The sequence below is a fragment of the Vannielia litorea genome, from assembly GCF_019801175.1.
In the GTDB taxonomy this organism is placed as follows: Bacteria; Pseudomonadota; Alphaproteobacteria; order Rhodobacterales; family Rhodobacteraceae; genus Vannielia; species Vannielia litorea_B.
Genome location: NZ_JAHVJR010000001.1, coordinates 2,783,872 through 2,802,069 on the forward strand (window position 1 = coordinate 2,783,872; position 18,198 = coordinate 2,802,069).

Below are 18,198 nucleotides of genomic sequence, written 5' to 3' on the forward strand. Positions count from 1 at the left end.
GTGATGCGCCCCACGCTCCTCTCCCTCATTCTCGCAAACGGACCGTGCAATGCTCGACCGCGTCATTCATTGGCTCGATATCCTCCTGCAAGTCTTCACCGTCACGCTGATCGTCATCCTTGCGGTGATCGTGCTGCTGGCGGTCGGCTTTCGTTATTCGGGCAACTCGCTGATCTGGTATGACGAGGTCGCGGTGCTGCTCTTGGCCTGGATCACCTTCAGCGGTGCGGCCCTTGCGGTGTTGCGCGATGCGCACCTCGGGTTCTCGGGGCTCATGTTCGGCCTGCCGCTGCCGGGCCGCATGGCGCTGTTCTGGCTGGTGGAGGCGATCTTCTTCGCCATCTTCGCCATCGTCCTCTGGGCCGGCTGGACCATCCTTGGCATCTTCGGCAACGAAACCATGACCACCCTGCGCTTTGTGCCGCGCAGCGTTGTGCAGGGCATTTTGCCGGTGAGTGCGGCGCTGATCCTGCTTGGCCGGGGGCTGACGGTGCCCAAGCGCTTGGCCCTTGTCCGCTCGGGCGTTGACCCGGAAACCCGCGAAATCCAGCACGAGATTGCCCGCGCCGAGGCAGAGCTTGCCCGCACCCGCGCCGCTACGGAGACAGACAGATGACCGAAGCCCTTATCCTTCTGTCGATGTTCCTGATGATCGGCTTTGGCGTGCCCATCGCTGTGGCGATCCTCGGCAGCGCCCTGATGGGGGTTTTCATCCTCAACGGCCACCTTGGCTTTCTGAACGCGGCGCTCTCGCTCTATGACGGGGCCACCAGCTTTCCGCTGATCGCCATCCCGCTCTTCATCCTCGCCGGGGCGCTGATGAACACCGGCGGCATCTCGACCCGGCTGATCGCCTTTGTCTCGGCGCTGATCGGCTTTGTCCGTGGCGGGCTGGCCATGGTCAACGTGGGCGTGTCGCTGTTCTTTGCCGAAATTTCCGGCTCCGCTGTGGCCGATGTGGCCGCCACCGGCTCGGTGCTGATCCCGGCGATGAAGAAGAAGGGCTATACCCCGCGCTTTGCCGCCGCGCTGACCTCCTCCACTGCCTCGCTGGCGATCATCATTCCGCCTTCCATTCCGATGATCCTCTATGGCGCCCTGTCGGACACCTCGATCGTCAAGCTCTTCGTCGCGGGCATTGTACCCGGCCTGCTTGGCGCGGCGCTGCTGATGGGGCTCAGCTACTACTTCGCCGTGCGCTACGACCTGCCGCGCGAGGAGAGCTTCAGCCTCTGCCGCCTGTGGCAGGCGACCAAGGACGCGATCTGGGCGCTGATCCTGCCGGTCATCATTCTCGGCGGCATCTTCGGCGGCATCGTCACCGCGACCGAGGGCGCGGGGCTGGCCGTGTTGGCGGCGCTCTTGATCGGCGGGTTCATCTACCGCGAGCTGAGCTTTCGCAAGCTCTACGATGCGCTTGTCGACGGGGTGAACCAGACCTCGGTGGTGATGCTGCTTGTTGCCTCCTCCGCGGTGCTGGGCCTTTACCTGACCGAAACCGAGCTACCGCAGCGGCTGGCGCAGGGCATCACCGGGATCACCACCAATCCGCTGGCGGTGCTGATGATCATCAACGTCTTTCTGCTCTTCGTGGGCATGGTGCTGCATGGCGCGGCGGCGATCATCCTGACGGTGCCGATCTTCATGCCGCTGGTGAATCAGCTGGGCATCGACCCGATCCAGTTCGGCATCCTGCTGACGCTGAACATCGCCCTCGGCCAGCAGACACCGCCGGTGGCCAGCGTGCTGGTTACCGCCTGCTCGATTGCCAAGACCGACGTGTGGAGCACCACCCGGACCAACCTGCCCTTCATCGGCGTGCTGGTGTTGGTGTTGCTGCTGGTCACCTACGTGCCTGCCGTGTCACTCTCGCTGGTGAACGCATTGTATGGGCCGTAACGAGATGACCGATAGCAAACCCTCGATCGGCGTGATCGGCGCCGGAATGATGGGCGGGGGCATGGCCGCCAGCCTGCTGCGCACCGGCCACGCTGTGACGGTGCTGGCGCATCGAAAACGCGAGACGGTGGACCGGCTGATTGCCGAGGGCGCAACGGAAGCGGGCTCCGCCGCAGACCTTGCCGCATCGGTCGATGTGGTGCTCACATGCCTGCCCGATGGCCCGGCGGTGGAAGCCTGCGCCGAGGAGATCCTTCTATCCCTCTCGCCCGGGGCGCTCTGGATCGACACCACCACGTCGGACCCCGAAGTCACCCGCCGCGTTGCGGCAAAGTTGGACGCGCGCGGCGTGACATTTGCCGACGCGCCGGTCACCGGCAGCCCCGCGCAGGCCGAGGCGGGTGAGCTGGCCTCGCTGGTGGGGTGCCGAGAGGATGCGTTTGAGCGGGTGAAGGCGGTTGTTTCGAAGTACTCGCGCGTTGTGCGCAGGTTCGGCGAGGTCGGCACCGGCCATACCGCCAAGCTGATGAACAACCTCGTGACGCAAGGCACCATGACCCTGCTCGCGGAATCCTACACCGCCGCCCGCAGGCTGGGCGTAGACTGGCAGGCGCTTTACGATGTGATGTGCACAGGGGCCGCCCGCTCGGGCACGCTGGAGAAGGCAGTGGGCCCGGCGCTTCAAGGCGACTTCGATGGCGCACGGTTTACCATCCGAAATGGCGAAAAAGACCTGCGGTATGCCTTGGCAACCCTCGGCCCCGAGGCCGAGGTGGGCCGCGCGGCCCATGCCGTGATGTTGCGGCACGTGGAAGAGGGCCGCGGCGACGAGTTCATCAGCCGCATGCTGCAACCAGCTTCGAAGAACAAGGGCTGAAAAGGGCTCGTCCCTCTGGGCCCTGAGGGGCGGCGGACGTGTGCCTTTTGGTTTGTCTGCCGTGAAGCGCGCCGGGCGGGAAAAACCGCGATCACCCTCATCCCTACCCGGACTTTTTCTGCGCCTGCAAAGGAGATGCGGCTCTGACGTTTGCATGAGCCCGAAAGCTTTTTCTTGAGACGTTGTCGCGATGAGTTAACATGACAAGCGCACAGATCGGGCTGCTGCAACCATGAGGTTGCACATTCGAGACGTGTTCTCAGGGAGGAGAAAAGATGAAACCACAAAAGTATGACCGTCGCTCGTTTTTGAAGAAAAGCGCCTTGGCGGGAACTGCGGCCACGGGTGCCGTGCTGGCGGCTCCGGCCGTTCTGGCCCAGTCGCCGATCGTCGTGAAGATGCAAACATCCTGGCCCGCGTCCGACATCTGGGACGAGTTCGCCAAGGACTACGCCATGCGCGTTGACGAAATGTCTGGCGGGCGGCTCAAGGTCGATGTTCTGCCTGCGGGCGCCGTTGTGGCCGCGTTCCAGGTTCTGGACGCCGTGAACGACGGGCTGCTCGACGCCGCGCACTCGGTACCGGTCTACTGGTACGGCAAGAACAAGGCGGCCTCGCTCTTCGGCACCGGCCCGGTGTTCGGCGGCTCGGCCACCACGATGCTGAGCTGGTTCTATGAGGGCGGTGGCGCGGAGCTTTACCGCGAGCTGACCCAGGACATCATGGGCCTCGATATCGTCGGCTACATGGGCTTCCCGATGTTCGCGCAACCGTTCGGCTGGTTCAAAGGCGAGGTCAACACGGTGGCCGACCTTCAGGGCTTCAAGTATCGCACAGTGGGCCTGGCGGCCGACCTGATGCAGAAGCTCGGCATGTCGGTCGCACAGTTGCCCGGCGGCGAGATCGTTCCGGCGATGGAGCGCGGCGTGATCGACGCCTTCGAGTTCAACAACCCGACCTCGGACCGCCGCTTTGGGGCGCAGGACGTGGCGACGAACTACTACCTGTCGTCCTATCACCAGGCCTCGGAGAGCTTTGAGTTCCTGTTCTCGCGGACCTTCCTCGAAGACCTCGACCCGGACCTTCAGGCGATCATGAAATACGCCGTGGAAGCCGCCTCGACGGCGAACACCGCCAAGGCGATGCGCCAGTACTCGACCGACCTGGCCGAGTTGCAGGAGGCGGGCGTGACCGTGAAGCGGACATCGAAGGAAATCCTCGATGCCCAGCTGAAAGCATGGGATGAGCTGATCCCCGAGCTGGAGCAGGACGAGTTCATGAAGCGCTGCCTCGACAGCCAGCGCGAGTGGGTCGAGAAGGTGGCCTACTACGAGCTGATGAACGCGCCCGACTACGCCCTCGCTTTCGAGCACTACTTCCCGGGCAAGCTGGCCCTCTGAGCCAATTGGCCTGACAAAACTCCCCGGCGCGGCGGTTCCGCGCCGGGGAAATTGACTGTGGGGAGGGGACAACCTTGATCGGGTTCATTCGGTTTGCCGACAACCTGTCGGCCTGGTTCGGCAAGGCCTTTGCCTGGCTCATCATCCTGATGGCTGTGGGCACGGGCTACGAGGTTTTCGTGCGCTACGTGCTGAACGCGCCGACGGCGTGGGCGCTCGACGTGAGTTTCATCATGTACGGCACCATGTTCATGATGGCGGGGGCCTACACGCTCTCGCGCGGGGGGCATGTGCGGGGCGACTTCCTGTATCGGCTGTGGCAGCCGAAGACCCAGGCCAAGCTTGACCTCGTGCTCTACTTCCTGTTCTTCTTTCCCGGCGTGTTGGCCCTGATCATCTCGGGCTGGAAATACGCCGCCCGCTCCTGGCAATACGGCGAGGTCAGCATCAACAGCCCGGCAGGCGTGCCGATCTACCAGTTCAAGACGGTGATCGTGGCGGCCGGCATCCTGCTGTTCATCCAGGGCATCGCGCAGGTCTGCCGCTGCCTTCTGGCGATCCGCACCAATGAATGGCTTCAGGCCGAGGAAGATGTCTTCGAGACTGAAGACCTCCTGATGAAACAGGCCGCAGAGGCCGAGAAGGACGCTCATCCATGACGGACCCGCAAATCGCCCTGATGATGCTGGGGCTGTTCATCGTCTTCGTGTTCCTCGGCTTTCCCATCGCCTTCACCCTGATGGCCATGGGTATCGGCTTTGGTTACTACGCCTATTTCGACGCTCGCCGGATGTGGCGCAGCTTCGACCGGTTGGACGAGACCGCCTCGACCTGGGACTCATGGTCGACATGGTTGGAGGGATTCATAAACAACCGAATATTCGACCTCTTCGTGAACCAGACCTACACGGTCATGTCGAACGAGGTGCTCACGGCGGTGCCGCTGTTCCTCTTCATGGGATACATCGTGGAGCGGGCCAATATCGTCGACCGCCTGTTCTCGACTCTCAACATCGCCTCGAAGGATTTGCCCGGCTCGATGGGGGTGGCGGCGCTGATCACTTGCGCGCTCTTTGCCACCGCCACCGGGATCGTGGGCGCGGTGGTCACGCTGATGGGCCTGCTGGCCCTGCCGCAGATGCTGAAGGCGCGTTACAACCCGTCGTTTGCCAGCGGCATCATCTGCGCGGGCGGGACGCTGGGCATCCTGATCCCGCCGTCGATCATGCTGATCGTCTATGCGGCAGCCTCGGGCGTTTCGATCGTGCGTCTCTACGCGGCGGCGCTATTGCCGGGGCTGGTGCTGGTGGGGCTCTACCTGGTCTACGTCATCGGCCGGTCGATCCTGCAACCCTCGGTCGCCCCGCGCCCGAGCAAGGATGAAGTGCCCGACATGCCGCTGGGCAAGCTCTGGATGATGATCGTCACGTCTTTCCTGCCGCTGGCCTTCCTGATCCTCGCGGTGCTCGGTTCGATCCTCTTCGGCCTCGCCACACCGACCGAGGCGGCCTCGATCGGCGCGCTGGGCGGCATCCTTCTGGCCTTTGTCTACCGCGCGATGACATGGCAGCGGCTGCGCGAGAGCGTCTATCTGACGGTGCGCACTACGGCGATGGTTTGCTGGCTCTTCGTCGGCTCCTACGTGTTCTCGGCGGTGTTCTCCTACCTCGGCGGCGAGCATGTGATCTCGGAGTTCGTGCAGTCGCTGAACCTCTCGCCGCTGATGTTCCTGATCCTAGCGCAGCTCATCATCTTCCTGCTCGGCTGGCCGCTGGAATGGTCGGAGATCATCATCATCTTCGTGCCGATCTTCCTGCCGCTGCTGGCGATCTTCGAGGTCGATCCGCTGTTCTTCGGTATCCTCGTGGCGCTGAACCTGCAGACCAGCTTCTTGACGCCGCCAATGGCGATGTCGGCCTATTACCTCAAGGGCATCGCCCCGCCGGAGGTGCGGCTTACGCAGATCTTCTCGGGGGTCATGCCCTTCTTGTTCTGTGTCCTCGTGTCGATGGTGCTGATGTATGTCTTCCCGCAGGTCGTCTTCTATCTGCCGGAGCTGTTCTATGGCCGCTGACGGGGCGAATGCGACCAGCCTGATGGCCCTTGGCGCGGTGGCGCTGAGGGACCGGCTGGCCTCTGGCGCGCTCGATGCGATCACGCTGGTCGAGGCCTGCATCGCGCGGATCGAGGCGCGGGAGGCGGAAGTGGGGGCTTGGGCCTTTTTCGACGCGGGCTTCGCCCGGCATCAGGCCAAGGTGATGGACGAGATGCGCCGCTCGGGCCGCCCGATCGGGCCGCTCCACGGGCTGCCGGTGGGGCTGAAGGACGTGATCGACACCGCCCGGATGCCCACCGAGAACGGTTGCGCGCTCGATGCGGGCCGGGTGCCGATGCAGGACGCCGCGATTGTCGAAAAGCTGAAGGCGGCGGGGGCGATCATCATGGGCAAGACGGTTTCGACCGAGCTGGCCTTCATGCACCCCGGCCGCACGCGCAACCCGCACAACCTTGCGCACACGCCCGGCGGCTCGTCCTCCGGCTCGGCGGCGGCGGTGGCGGATGGGATGGTGCCGCTGGCGGTAGGCACGCAGACCGGCGGCTCGGTGATCAGGCCTGCCTCCTTCTGCGGCGTCACCGGCTTCAAGCCCACATTCGGCGCAATCTCGCGGCGGGGCGTGCTGATGCAGTCGCAGACGCTGGACACGCTCGGCGTGTTCGCGACTGACCCAACAGGTGCGGCGATGCTGGCCGATGTGCTCTGCGGCTACGACCCGGCAGACAGTGCCACTCGCCCCGCGCCGCACCCGTCGATGGAACGCACGGCCCTCTCGGCCCCGCCCATGCCCCCGGTTTTTGCCGTGGTGCGCCCGCCCGGCTGGGACGGGGCGCATGACGACCTCAAGGAGGCCTTTCTGGCGCTGGAAGAAGAGCTGGGCGAGCAGGCCTTTGCGGTGGAACTGCCCCCGATCTTTAACGAGGCCGCAGCTCAGCGGGCGCGGATCAACTTTGCCGAGATGTCGCGCAACTACTACCGCTACGAGCGGGACGGGGCCGAAACACTTGGCGCGGTGACACTGGAGGCGATCCGCGAGGGCGCCGCCACCCCGGCGCGGGACTACCTCGCTGCGCTCGACTGGCCCGGCATCCTGAACGCCGGGCTGGATGAGATCTTCACGCGCTGTGACGCGATCCTTTGCCCCGCAGCCCCCGGCCCCGCGCCCGAGGGTCTTGGCTCGACCGGGGACGCGATCTTCAACGGGCTCTGGACGCTCTGCGGCACGCCCGCCGTCACCCTGCCTCTGCTGACCGCCTCGAACGGGTTGCCGATGGGCGTGCAACTGGTGGGGCGGCGCGGAGAGGACGGACGCCTCCTGCGCTCGGCGCGATGGCTCTATGAACGAATGAGTGAGTGAAAGGACCAACGGAACATGAATGCAATTCTCGCCTTCCTCGCCTTTGCGGTCTTCGCCGCCTTTGCCGGAATCCTGGCCTTTGAAGTGCCCAGCCCTGATCTGGTCGTGGTCATCCTGCTGACGCTGGCGCTGGTCGCCTATGACTTCATCACCACGATCTTCAATCGGCGCGATTAGGGAGGCCGTTCATCGAAATGGCCCGGCGACGCGCTCTGGCGCGCCGCCACCGCGAAACTCGTCAGGCGGCCTGCCCCGCCGCGTGCTTCTGCCAGAAGAAGGCCAGCGCCGCGACACCGAGGCCGATGCCGTCGGTGAGCCAGCCGCCCGCGATCATGCTCAGCCCGCCGATGGCCAGCGCGACCCGCACAGCTGCGCCAGCCCGGCCGACGAACCAGCCCTGCACCGCGCACGACAGCAGGTAGACGCCCACCACCGCCGTTGCGGCGATATGGGCGATCTCGAACCAACTGCCCTGAAGCAACATCGCCGGGGAGAAGAAGAACATGTAGGGCACTACGAAGGCCGCGAGGCCGATGCGGAAGCTCTCGACGCTGGTCTTCACCGGGTCTGAGCCCGCCAGCGCGGAGCCTGCATAGGAGGCGAGCGCAACGGGCGGGGTGATGGCCGACATGACCGCGAAGTAGAAGATGAAGAGATGGGCGATCAGCGGCTCGACGCCGAGGTTGACCACGCCTGGGGCGATCACGCTGGCGGCTACGGCATAGGCGGCGGTGGTGGGCATGCCCATGCCCAGCACGATCGAGACGACCATGGCGAAGAACAGCGCGAGGATCTGGCTTTGGTCGGCCAGCGCCAGCAGCACGGTAGAGAACCGCGAGCCGATGCCGGTGAGGGCGATGACGCCGACGATGATGCCCGCCGTGGCGCAGACGGCGACCAGTTGCAGCACCATCCGCGCCCCGCTGTCGAGGGCGTGAAACAGCTGCTTCGGCCCCATTCTGTGCGGCGTGAGCCAAGAGACGACAGCAGCGGTTATCATGGCCAGGGTGCCACAACGGATGACCGAGTATCCGGCGAAGAGCGCGTAGATCAGCACCACGATGGGCGTTAGCAGGTAGATCTGGCGGGTCAGCACGCCGAGCTTGGGCAGTTGGTCGCGGGGCAGGCCCTTCATGTCGGCCTTGAGCGCGGCGAGATCGACCATGAAGTAGACCGAGATGAAGTAGAGCGCGGCGGGGATGATCGCGGCGGCGACAATGTCCATGTAGGCGATGCCGGTGATCTCGGCCATGATGAAGGCCCCTGCCCCCATGATCGGCGGCATGATCTGCCCGCCGGTCGACGCAGCGGCCTCGACCGAGGCGGCGGTTTGCGGGCGGTAGCCGACCTTCTTCATCATCGGGATGGTCAGCGAGCCGGTGGCGACCACGTTGCCCGCCGATGTGCCGTTGATCATGCCCATGAGGCCGGAGGCGAAGATCGCAACCTTGGCCGGGCCGCCACGCCTGTGGCCTGCGGCGGCGAAGGCGAGGTTGACGAAATACTCGCCCACCCGCGTGGTCTGGAGGAAGGCCGCGAAGATCACGAAGAGGATGATGTAGGTCGAGCTGATGGCGATGGGCGCGGAGAGGATGCCATTGTCGGTGAAGATGTAGGAGAAGAAGCGCTTCGCGTCATAGCCGCGATGTTCGAAGATGCCCGGTAGCCATGGCCCGAGGAAGGCATAGGCCACGAAGATCGAGGCGATGATGACCAGCGCCATGCCTGCGAGGCGGCGGGTCAGCTCGATGATGAGCAACACGCCGGTCACCGCCGACCACATGTCGCCCGGCAGGGCCATGGGCATCCCGGCGCGCAGCTGGAGTTGGCGCGAGAAGAAGATCAGGTAGGCCGTCGCGGTGAGTGCGGCGAGCGCCAGCAGAACATCGGCGGGGGCGAAGCGGGTGCGGTCACCCTGCGGAAAGACCCAGCTGTGCAGGATTGCCGCTGCGGTGCCGAGGGTGAGCGGGATACCGAAGCTGGACATCGCCCATGCAGGGGGCAGCATCTCGCCCATCACGGTGCCATTGATCCAGACGGCTGTGACGCCGATGAGACCGTAAAGGATGCCTGCCGCAGCGAGGGCCAACATGGCGAGGCCGAGCGGGTTGCGGCGCTGCGCCTCGGGTGGCGTCAGGGTCATGGCCGTGGAGCCGAAGAGCAGGAAGCCGAGGATCAGGCCGCCGCCGACGTGGCTGAGGCGGTAGGCCCATGTCTCCAAGGGATATACGTTCATCACCAGCAGGTGGAACACCGAATAGGCCACGCAGGCGGCGGCGATGACCCAGTGCCGCGTGCCGGAGAAGTCGCGCTGGTTGCCCGCAAGCGGCTCCGCATCGACATTGGCCCGCGCGGTCTCCTGCTCGATCATCGAGAGGTCATCGGATGTGTGGTCGGTGTCGGAAGGGTGGCTCATTGCAGATTACCCGGTGTCGGCAGTTGATACAAAGAGGGCGCGGACGGAGGTAAACTCGGCCATCCGCGCCCGGAAGCAGGCTGGGGAGCAGCCTTACTTCAGGTTGTCCGGGATCGTGTGACCGTTCTCCTCGAACCATTTGACCGCGCCCGGATGGAAGGGGATCACCTGGTTCTTCAGCACGTTTTCGGCCAGCGTTTCCTTGGCAGCGGCGTGAACGCTGACCATGCGCTCGGGGTTTTCCATGGCGAGCTTGGTGATCTCGTAGGCGAGGCTCTCCGGCATGTCCTTATGGGCGATGGCGAAGTTCCAGAGCGAGACGGTTTGCAGATCGTCCGGCTGATCTTCGTACGTGTTGGCCGGAATGGTGAAATCGGCCATGGCGGGCACGATCTCTTTCATCGTGGCGAGGGTCTCTTCATCCATCGAGATGAAGCGCACGTCATTCTCCACCGCGAGTTGGGCATAGGCGCCGGTCGGCAGGCCTGCGGCATAGACGAAGGCATCGATGAGCCCGTCCTTGAGCTGGCCTGCGGTATCGGAGCCGCCCGCGTTGGAGATGGTCACGCCATCGTAGCCCTCGGCGTTCTCGAAGAAGCGGGTCCAGTAGGTGGCCGAGGTGCCGCCTGCCGGGCCGACGCCGACGCGCTTGCCGGCCATGTCCTGAACGCTCTGGATGTCGGAGCTGGCCAGAACGGCGGCCTGCAGCGGGGTTTGATACATCGGGAAGAGCGCGCGCACGTTTTCATGCGGCGTGCCGGGCATCAGCGGGCTCTCGCCGCGGCGCGCCTCGTCGGCCGGGCCGAGGGTGACGAAACCGAGCTGGTGCTCGCCGGTCTCTACCAGCGTGACGTTCTGCACCGGGCCGCCGGTGATCTCGACGCCAGCATTCAGATCGAGGTCTTCGCTCAGCATCGCGCCGAAGCCGGAGCCATAGGTGAAGTAGGTGCCGCCTTGGCTGCCGGTGCCGATGGTAACGCTCGAGGGCCAGCCCTCGCGATCCTGCGCGGCGAGCGGAAGGGTGGTGGTGATGGCAGCCAGTGCCGCCACCGCTGTGAGGGTGCGGTAGTTCATGGGGTCTCCTCCGTGATGTCCTCCCGGGCCTCGTTTGGACGCGGGCCCGAATGGGAGGAGTGTGTGGAGAAGGGTCGCGCCGCGCTACGCGCCAAAGATTATATTATACTGCGATATAATCAGGCGGTGGCTTCGATGACGTCGAGGTTGCGCTCCAGCACGCCCATGAAGGCCTCGCGCAACGGATCGCGCGTGCCTCGCGCCCAGGCAACGGCGAGGATGAGCTTGGAGCGGGTCGTGCCGGAGGGAACCGAAAGCGCGACGAAGGTGACGCCCGGCACCTGCAGGCGCGCGGTCCAGCGTGGCACGATGGCAAGTCCGGTGCCCGCGGAGACGAGGTTGACGATGGTCTGCTTTTCTTCGGCGACCTGGGCGATGCGCGCGGTGAGCCCGGCCTCGACGAAGAGCTTGATGGTTAGGTCATGGGAATGCGGGCGCGAGCGCCGGTCGGGGACGATGAGCGGTTCGTCGGCAAGGTCGGAGATGTTGATTTCATCCTGTCCGGCCAGCCGGTGGCCATCGGGCAGCGCCACGACGGCGGTTTCAAAGAACAGGGTGCGGAAATTGATGCGCGGGTCGCGCACATCGGGGGTGCGGCAGAAGGCGATATCGAGCGAGCCGCTCAGGAGGCGGGGCAGCATGTGGATGGTCTTCTGCTCGACCAGTTGCACCTCCAGCCCCGGCTGGGCCTCGCGCACCAGCTTGAGCAGTTGCGGCATCAGCCCCGCCGCCGCGCTGTCGATCGCGCCGACCTTCAGCACCGGCGCCTCGGACTTGCGCACGAAGCGGACCTTGGCCTCGAAAGCATCGGCCGAGGCGACCAGCGCGCGGGCATCCTCGATTAGCGCCGCGCCAGCCTCGGTGATCGAAACGGCGCGGGTGGTGCGCAGGAAGAGGCGAGTCTCCAGCCGGTCTTCCAGCAGGCGGATCTGCCGCCCCAGCGAAGCGGGCAGCATATCGAGCGATTGCGCGGCCCGCCCGAAGTGCAGGGTTTCGGCCACGGCGAGGAAGCATCTGAGTTGCTTGATGTCCATGAGGCACCCTTTCGACTATTGCCGATTTGTATATAATCAATTGCCGATTGAGAAGCTGCGATGCATACGGGTAGCGTCCGGACCACGCCACCAAGCGGCGTTGGAGGAGTTACACCCATGTCCGTCACTGATTTGGCGCCTGCTGAGCGCGCCCGGGCCGAAGCCGAACCGAAAGGGAGCACCCCGTTGAAAACCTACAAGATCGCTTCCATTCCGGCGGACGGGATTGGCCCAGAAGTCATCGCCGCGGGCCTTCAGGCGCTGGAGGCTCTGGCCCGGCGTGACGGCGGTTTCGAGCTGGATGTGACCGAGTTCGACTGGTCCTCGGAGCGCTACCGCAAGACCGGCGCGTTGATGCCGGAGGACGGGGCCGAGCAGCTCAAGAGCTTTGATGCCATCTTCTTCGGAGCGGTCGGCGCGCCGGATGTGCCCGACCACGTGACCCTCTGGGGCCTGCGCCTGCCGATCTGCCAAGGTTTCGACCAATATGCCAACGTGCGGCCCACCAAGATTCTGCCCGGCATCACTTCCCCGCTGGCCGGAGTTGGCCCGAAGGATCTGGACTGGGTGATCGTTCGGGAGAACTCTGAAGGGGAGTATTCCGGCATCGGGGGCCGCGCTCACAAAGGCCTGCCCGAGGAGGTGGCCACCGAGGTTGCGATCTTTACCCGCGTCGGCGTCGAGCGGATCATGCGCTATGCGTTCAAACTGGCCCAGTCGCGCCCGCGCAAGCTGCTGACGGTGGTGACCAAGTCCAACGCCCAGCGCCACGGGCTGGTGATGTGGGACGAGATCGCCGCCGAGGTCAGCAAGGACTTCCCCGATGTGACGTGGGACAAGATGCTGGTGGATGCGATGACCGTGCGGATGGTGAAGAGCCCCGAGAGCCTTGACACTATTGTCGCGACCAACCTGCATGCCGACATTCTGAGCGACCTTGCGGGTGCGCTGGCCGGATCGCTCGGCGTGGCGCCCACGGGCAACATCGACCCCGAGCGGCGCTACCCCTCGATGTTCGAGCCGATCCACGGCTCGGCTTTCGACATCACTGGCAAGGGCATCGCCAACCCGGTCGCGACCTTCTGGACGGCGAGCCAGATGCTGGAGCACCTGGGCGAGGCCGATGCGGCGCGGCGGCTGATGCGGGCGGTCGAGAAGGTTTGCGCCGATGGTGTGCTGACGCCCGATGTGGGCGGCGAGGCGACCACACAGCAGGTGACCGACGCGGTCTGCGAAGCGATCCGCGGCGAGAACATCTGAGGCAACTCCATGACCGATGAGGACGCGGCGGCGCTTTTGCGCCGTATGATGACGGCTGCCATCTCGGCAGCCGACCCGGCGCATGTGCTCGCGCACCACTTGCCGTCCCGCCCGGAGGGGCGCTGCATCGTGGTCGGAGCGGGCAAGGCGGCGGCCTCGATGGCGCGGGCGGTAGAACGGGCGTGGCCCGATGTGGACCTCGGCGGCGTTGTCGTCACCCGCTATGGCCACGCGGTGCCGACCGAGCGGATCACCGTGCGCGAGGCCGCCCATCCGGTGCCGGATGCGGCGGGGATGGAGGCGGCGAAGGAGATCCTGAGAGTCGTGCGCGCGGCCCGCGAGGGTGAATTGGTGCTGGCGCTGATCTCGGGTGGCGCTCGGCGCTGATGCCCCTGCCGGTGCCGCCGCTGACGCTGGAGGATGAGCAGGCCATCAACCGCCTGCTGCTCCGCTCAGGGCTGGCGATTGGAGACATGAACCGCATTCGCCGCCGCCTCTCGATGCTTAAGGGCGGCGGGCTGGCGCTTGCCGCCGCGCCTGCCCGGCTGGTGACGCTGGCGATCTCGGATGTGCCCGGGGATGACCCGGCCAGCATCGCCTCCGGCCCGACCGTGCCTGACCCAACAGCGGGCGACGACCTTTCGGCGCTCGCCTTGCGGCTTGGCCCGGACCTGCCCGACGCCGCCCGCGAGATTTTGCTGGAGCCGCCCTGCCCAAGCCCTGCCTTCGAAACGGACTATCGCCTGATCGCCAGCCCCTTGATGTCACTCGAAGTGGCGGCAGAGGTGGCACGGCTGGCCGGGGTCACACCGGTGGTGCTGGGCGATGCGCTGGAGGGCGAGGCGCGCGAGCTTGGCACCGCGATGGCGGGCATCGCGAAATCGGTCGCGCGGCACGGGCACCCGGCCAAGGCGCCTGCGGTTCTGCTCTCTGGAGGCGAGACCACGGTTTCGATCGGCGATGCGACGCCGGGGCGGGGCGGGCGCAACATGGAGTTCGCGCTCAGCCTTGCCATCGCGCTCGACGGGCACCCCGGCGTGCATGCGATTGCCGTGGACACGGACGGCATTGATGGCACCGAGGAGGCCGCAGGGGCGCTTATCGGGCCGGGGCTCTTGGCGAAGGCCGCCGAAAGGGGCTTGGATGCGCAGGACTGCCTGCTGAGGCACGACAGCCATGCGGTGTTCGACGCGACCGGAGACCTTGTTGTGACCGGACCGACGCTGACGAACGTGAACGATTTTCGGGCGGTGCTGATCAGCTGACGTGCTGCGCCGCCCGGCTTGTGTCTGCGCGCTTGTCAGGCGCCCGAGAGTTCGGCGGCGAAGCGGGCGCAGATGGCGGCGGCGAGAATGGCCGGTTTGCCGTGGATCTTAGCGGCAAGCTGGCGGCTGGCGCGCGTGTAGCTGATGCAATCGTGGATCACGAGATCGGGCGCGGCCGCGGCCATTGCCTCGGCGGCGGCTGCGATGGTGGCGTCATCCGCGTCGGGCTGGAGCGGGATGGCGTGGCACTCCCGGCCCGCACGGCTCCAGCGGGCAACGCAGGCCTCGGCCTGGCTCGGCGTCGGGATGAATACCCCGAGCTTGCCGCTGCGGGGCAGGCAGGCTTCGACCGCGCCGCTGACCAGATCGGAGGCGAAGTGAACGCCCGCGCGCTCCAGCGACGGGAAGCGGCCGGTGCAGGCGACGATGGCCACGTCGATGCTCTCTGCTGCGAGATCGTCCAGCCGCTTGCCCATGCCCTCGGTCACGGCCTTTTTGCTGAGCAGGATGGAGCGGCCGCTGGGCAGGGTGGTGTAGAGCGTATCGCCGTCGCCGGTGGGGGCGGCGGCGGCGAGGCCCGCGTCATCGAGATGGTCGAGCGCGCCCATCACCCGAATGTCCGCCGCCGCCTCCGGCAACACGTGGCGGAAGTCGGCCAGCAAGGCCGGGCGGGGGGCCTGCCCGACGACGAGCAGGCCGATGTTGGGGCGAGTCATGCCGGCACGGGTTCGTTGAGGGCGGCAGCCTCGCCCACCACCCGCACCCGCGTGCGGATGGCACGGCCGGGCAGGTAGGAGAGCGGCAGGTCTTCAACGTCGATCACCTTGATGGTGCTCTCTTCCGCCCCGGCCTCGACCGCAGCGGCAATCGCGGCGCGGCGGGCCTCGGCGATGGCCTCGTCGCGGTCCATATCGCGGTAGATCCGGTCGGTCTCGCCGGAAATCTGCGCCATGGCCGCGCCGACCGCATTGGCGACGCCGCTGTGCTCGACGTGGATCACCTCGGAGATGCCGGGAACCGACTCGGGGATCAGCATGGCACCGCCGCCCACGGCGAGGAGAGGCACCTCGGTGGCGTCGGTCTTCATCCGGTCGACGCCCTCGGCGATGTTCTCGTGCATCTTGGCCAGCGCGGCCTGCACGAAATCGGCGGGCAGAGAGGCCACCTTGGAGGGATCGCCGAGGGTGATCAGACCAGCGGCAACCGCGATGTCGGTTGCCGTGACCTGATCGCCGCCGAACACCAGCGCACGCTCGCTCAGCCGGTAGCCGACCGACTCGGGGCCCACGGTGAGCGGATCGCGCCCGATCTTGGTGCCGCCGCCGACCGCGATGGAGAGCAGGTCGGGCATGCGGAAGAGGGTGCGGACGCCGCCGACCTCGACCACGTTGTTGGCCTCGCGCGGGAAGCCGTTGACGAGGCAGCCGATGTCGGCGGTGGTGCCGCCCACATCGCAGACCATCGCGTTCTCGATGCCGGCCAGAAGGGCGGCGCCGCGCATGGAGTTGGTGGGACCAGAGGCGAAGGAGAACACCGGATACTCGCGCGCGGCCTCGGCCCGCACCACGGTGCCATCATTCTGTGTGATGAAGAGCTGGGCGCCGAGCCCGCTCTCTGCCACGGCATCGACGAAGGCCTTGGTGGTGTCGCGGGCCAGCCCGATGAGCGAAGCGTTCATCAGGGCCACGTTCTCGCGCTCCAGCAGGCCGATCCGGCCGAGGGTGGAGGATTTGGTGACGTGGATGTCGGGCGCTTCGTTTTGCAGGATCTCGGCGGCCCGGTCTTCGCACTCGGCGGTCAGCGGGGAGAAGGTGGCGGAGACGGCGACCGCCTCGATGCCATCCTGCACCATCTTGCGGGCGGCCTCGGCCACGGCCTTCTCATCCATCGGAACGAGGGGGCGGCCATCATATTCATGGCCGCCTTCAACGAGGTAGACACCGCCGTTGACCTTGGCGGCCAGATCCTTGGGCCAGTCGCAGAAGGGCACGAGGCTGGCGGAGGCGGGGAGCGACACGCGCAGTGCTGCCGCGCGGCCAAGGTTGCGCCGTTCAACCACGGCGTTGGTGAAATGCGTGGTGCCGATCATCACCGCGACCACGCCCTGGGCCTCATCCCCGGCCTTGGCGATCACCTCTTTCAGGGCGGTGCGGACACCGCTGGTGACATCTGCGGTGGTGAAGGTCTTGACCGCCGCGATCACCCGGTCGCCGTCGAGCAGGGCCGCATCCGTGTTGGTGCCGCCGACATCAATGCCAATGCGTTTCATCAGTTGGGCTCCTTGAAGACGGATTTGAATTCGAGATCGAAGCCGAAGGCGCGCGGCCCCACGGCGGCGATGCCCTTCTCGCTGAGAAAGACGCCGGGTGCTGGCAGGGCGAGCACGCTGACGCGCTGGCCGAAGCGGAGGACATCGGTGCCGATGCCGTCACCGGAGACGGTATCAAGCAGGCAGATGAGGTCGGGTGTCATCACGATTGGCTCTCCATCGAGATAGGCGACGGAAAACTCGTTCTGGAAGTGCACGACCATTTCCTTGCCGGCGAAATCATCGAGCCCCTCGATCTTGGCCTTGCCGCGCAGGAAGCCCTCGGTGGCGCGGCGCTCGATGTCGACGATCTTGCCCGCGAAGAGGCGTTTGCCCTCGGTGGCGGAGAGCACGGCCTCGATCGGGTCGGTGTGGGCGGCGCGGGCCTTGAGAACGTTGGCGCCGAGCGCGATGGCCTTGGAGACGGAATAGAGCACGCCGTGCTGCTTGACCTCGGCACCCGAGCGGGGCGCCTTGCAGGTGGCAGCGACGGAGCCAATCTCGGTGCAGGCTTTGCGGCTGATCCGCTCCATCCAGCGCCAGGAGGCGGCGCGGGGGATGATGACTTCATTGTCGCGGATGTCGGCCATGGTCAGCGGGTAGCAGCGCAGCCCGGCAACGGCGACCGAAGTCATCTGCGCTTCGGGATAAGCACGGCCCATGGTATCGGCATCGACCACCGGGTAGCCGGTGAGCGCGCCCACCATCATGGGGTGCACCCCGTTGCCGCCGCCGATCTCCAACGCCATCACGGCATCGAACTTGCGGCCCAGATACTCTTCCATCATCCGGAGGGGCTTCAGCGCAAACTCCGGGTCGGAGAGCCGCTCCTGCCCGACCAGCGGGGCGCCCATGTTGGACAGCACGGCGACCACGGCATCATCATCGAGCGCCAGCGGGTCGACCAGCGTGACCTCACTGCCTGCCTCGTAGAGCAGGCGCATATTGAGAAGCTTCTGGTAGGGGTCGCCTCCGCCGCCGGTTCCCAGAATCCACGCGCCGACTGCCAGGGCCTCGATGTCCTCGGCCGACAAGACACGGTGAGTCTGGCTTGGGGTTCTCTGGGCCAGGGTGTTCATGTGACTTCCTCTCAAACCGTCAGGTCTTGCGCAGCCACCTGCTCAAGCCCGATCCCGGCCGCAATCCGGCCCGTTACTGGGCAGAACTTCGGCCCCGAAACCGCCTCTCTGCAAATAGCCTTTCGCTATGGTGCAAATTCGCGCCGGCTATTCAGACCCCGCCTTAGGGCCGC

The 18,198-nt window shown here is 66.0% G+C and carries 16 protein-coding genes and 1 pseudogene; 11 read left to right on the forward strand and 6 right to left on the reverse strand.

What is annotated here, in order from left to right; translation table 11 throughout:
* Nucleotides 1-49: 49 nt before the first annotated feature.
* The 8 genes from KUV38_RS13690 (at nt 50) to KUV38_RS13725 (ending at nt 7,766) form a co-directional block, all read left to right on the forward strand.
* Entirely contained in the window at nt 50-616 is a 567-nt protein-coding gene (locus KUV38_RS13690) for a TRAP transporter small permease (RefSeq protein ID WP_222470581.1), read from the forward strand.
* Nucleotides 613-1,899 (forward strand): TRAP transporter large permease, encoded by a 1,287-nt coding sequence (locus KUV38_RS13695; RefSeq protein WP_222470582.1) that lies wholly within the window; start codon nt 613-615, stop codon nt 1,897-1,899. Before KUV38_RS13690 ends, KUV38_RS13695 begins: the two co-directional genes overlap by 4 nt.
* Before the next feature lie 4 nt (nt 1,900-1,903).
* Complete coding sequence (locus KUV38_RS13700; protein WP_222470583.1) at nt 1,904-2,776, forward strand: NAD(P)-dependent oxidoreductase; 873 nt, start codon at nt 1,904-1,906, stop codon at nt 2,774-2,776.
* A gap of 275 nt (nt 2,777-3,051) precedes the next feature.
* Nucleotides 3,052-4,176 carry a TRAP transporter substrate-binding protein gene (locus KUV38_RS13705; RefSeq protein WP_222470584.1) on the forward strand — a complete coding sequence of 375 codons (1,125 nt, stop codon included), beginning with the start codon at nt 3,052-3,054 and terminating at the stop codon, nt 4,174-4,176.
* Between the two features lie 74 nt (nt 4,177-4,250).
* A complete protein-coding gene (locus KUV38_RS13710; RefSeq protein WP_213545179.1) occupies nt 4,251-4,835 on the forward strand; it encodes a TRAP transporter small permease subunit in 585 nt (194 codons plus the stop codon).
* Complete coding sequence (locus KUV38_RS13715; protein WP_222470585.1) at nt 4,832-6,250, forward strand: TRAP transporter large permease subunit; 1,419 nt, start codon at nt 4,832-4,834, stop codon at nt 6,248-6,250. The genes KUV38_RS13710 and KUV38_RS13715 overlap by 4 nt, the downstream gene beginning before the upstream one ends.
* Nucleotides 6,240-7,589, forward strand: a complete 1,350-nt coding sequence (locus KUV38_RS13720; protein WP_222470586.1) for an amidase — start codon at nt 6,240-6,242, stop codon at nt 7,587-7,589. The genes KUV38_RS13715 and KUV38_RS13720 overlap by 11 nt, the downstream gene beginning before the upstream one ends.
* A gap of 15 nt (nt 7,590-7,604) precedes the next feature.
* Nucleotides 7,605-7,766, forward strand: coding sequence for a hypothetical protein (locus tag KUV38_RS13725; RefSeq protein WP_222470587.1), 162 nt, complete (start codon nt 7,605-7,607; stop codon nt 7,764-7,766).
* Nucleotides 7,767-7,827: 61 nt separating this feature from the next.
* On the opposite strand, the gene KUV38_RS13730 is transcribed toward KUV38_RS13725, so the two are convergent.
* From KUV38_RS13730 to KUV38_RS13740, 3 genes are all read right to left on the reverse strand, one after another.
* Nucleotides 7,828-10,005: a TRAP transporter permease gene (locus KUV38_RS13730; RefSeq protein ID WP_261385226.1), complete on the reverse strand. Its 2,178-nt coding sequence runs from the start codon at nt 10,003-10,005 to the stop codon at nt 7,828-7,830.
* Between the two features lie 93 nt (nt 10,006-10,098).
* Nucleotides 10,099-11,079, reverse strand: a complete 981-nt coding sequence (locus tag KUV38_RS13735) for a TAXI family TRAP transporter solute-binding subunit (protein WP_222470588.1) — start codon at nt 11,077-11,079, stop codon at nt 10,099-10,101.
* 119 nt (nt 11,080-11,198) lie between these two features.
* Nucleotides 11,199-12,113, reverse strand: coding sequence for a LysR family transcriptional regulator (locus KUV38_RS13740; protein WP_261385227.1), 915 nt, complete (start codon nt 12,111-12,113; stop codon nt 11,199-11,201).
* Between the two features lie 186 nt (nt 12,114-12,299).
* Here KUV38_RS13740 and KUV38_RS13745 point away from each other — a divergent pair, with 186 nt between their 5' ends.
* The 3 genes and pseudogenes from KUV38_RS13745 (at nt 12,300) to KUV38_RS21110 (ending at nt 14,638) form a co-directional block, all read left to right on the forward strand.
* On the forward strand, nt 12,300-13,373 hold the full coding sequence (locus KUV38_RS13745) for a tartrate dehydrogenase (RefSeq protein WP_261385228.1): 1,074 nt from the start codon (nt 12,300-12,302) through the stop codon (nt 13,371-13,373).
* Between the two features lie 48 nt (nt 13,374-13,421).
* Nucleotides 13,422-14,011: pseudogene (locus KUV38_RS21105) on the forward strand (DUF4147 domain-containing protein); the annotation flags it as partial.
* A 225-nt stretch (nt 14,012-14,236) separates the two neighbouring features.
* Nucleotides 14,237-14,638, forward strand: a complete 402-nt coding sequence (locus KUV38_RS21110) for an MOFRL family protein (protein ID WP_315898643.1) — start codon at nt 14,237-14,239, stop codon at nt 14,636-14,638.
* Nucleotides 14,639-14,673: 35 nt separating this feature from the next.
* Here the strand turns inward: KUV38_RS21110 and KUV38_RS13755 are convergent, their stop codons facing one another.
* From KUV38_RS13755 to KUV38_RS13765, 3 genes are read right to left on the reverse strand one after another with little or no spacing between them, the layout of a single operon-like run.
* Nucleotides 14,674-15,354 (reverse strand): AroM family protein, encoded by a 681-nt coding sequence (locus KUV38_RS13755; protein ID WP_222470590.1) that lies wholly within the window; start codon nt 15,352-15,354, stop codon nt 14,674-14,676.
* Nucleotides 15,351-16,907, reverse strand: a complete 1,557-nt coding sequence (locus tag KUV38_RS13760; protein ID WP_222470591.1) for a hydantoinase/oxoprolinase N-terminal domain-containing protein — start codon at nt 16,905-16,907, stop codon at nt 15,351-15,353. Before KUV38_RS13760 ends, KUV38_RS13755 begins: the two co-directional genes overlap by 4 nt.
* Nucleotides 16,907-17,980 carry a DUF917 domain-containing protein gene (locus KUV38_RS13765; protein ID WP_261385229.1) on the reverse strand — a complete coding sequence of 358 codons (1,074 nt, stop codon included), beginning with the start codon at nt 17,978-17,980 and terminating at the stop codon, nt 16,907-16,909. Before KUV38_RS13765 ends, KUV38_RS13760 begins: the two co-directional genes overlap by 1 nt.
* Nucleotides 17,981-18,198 lie beyond the last annotated feature (218 nt).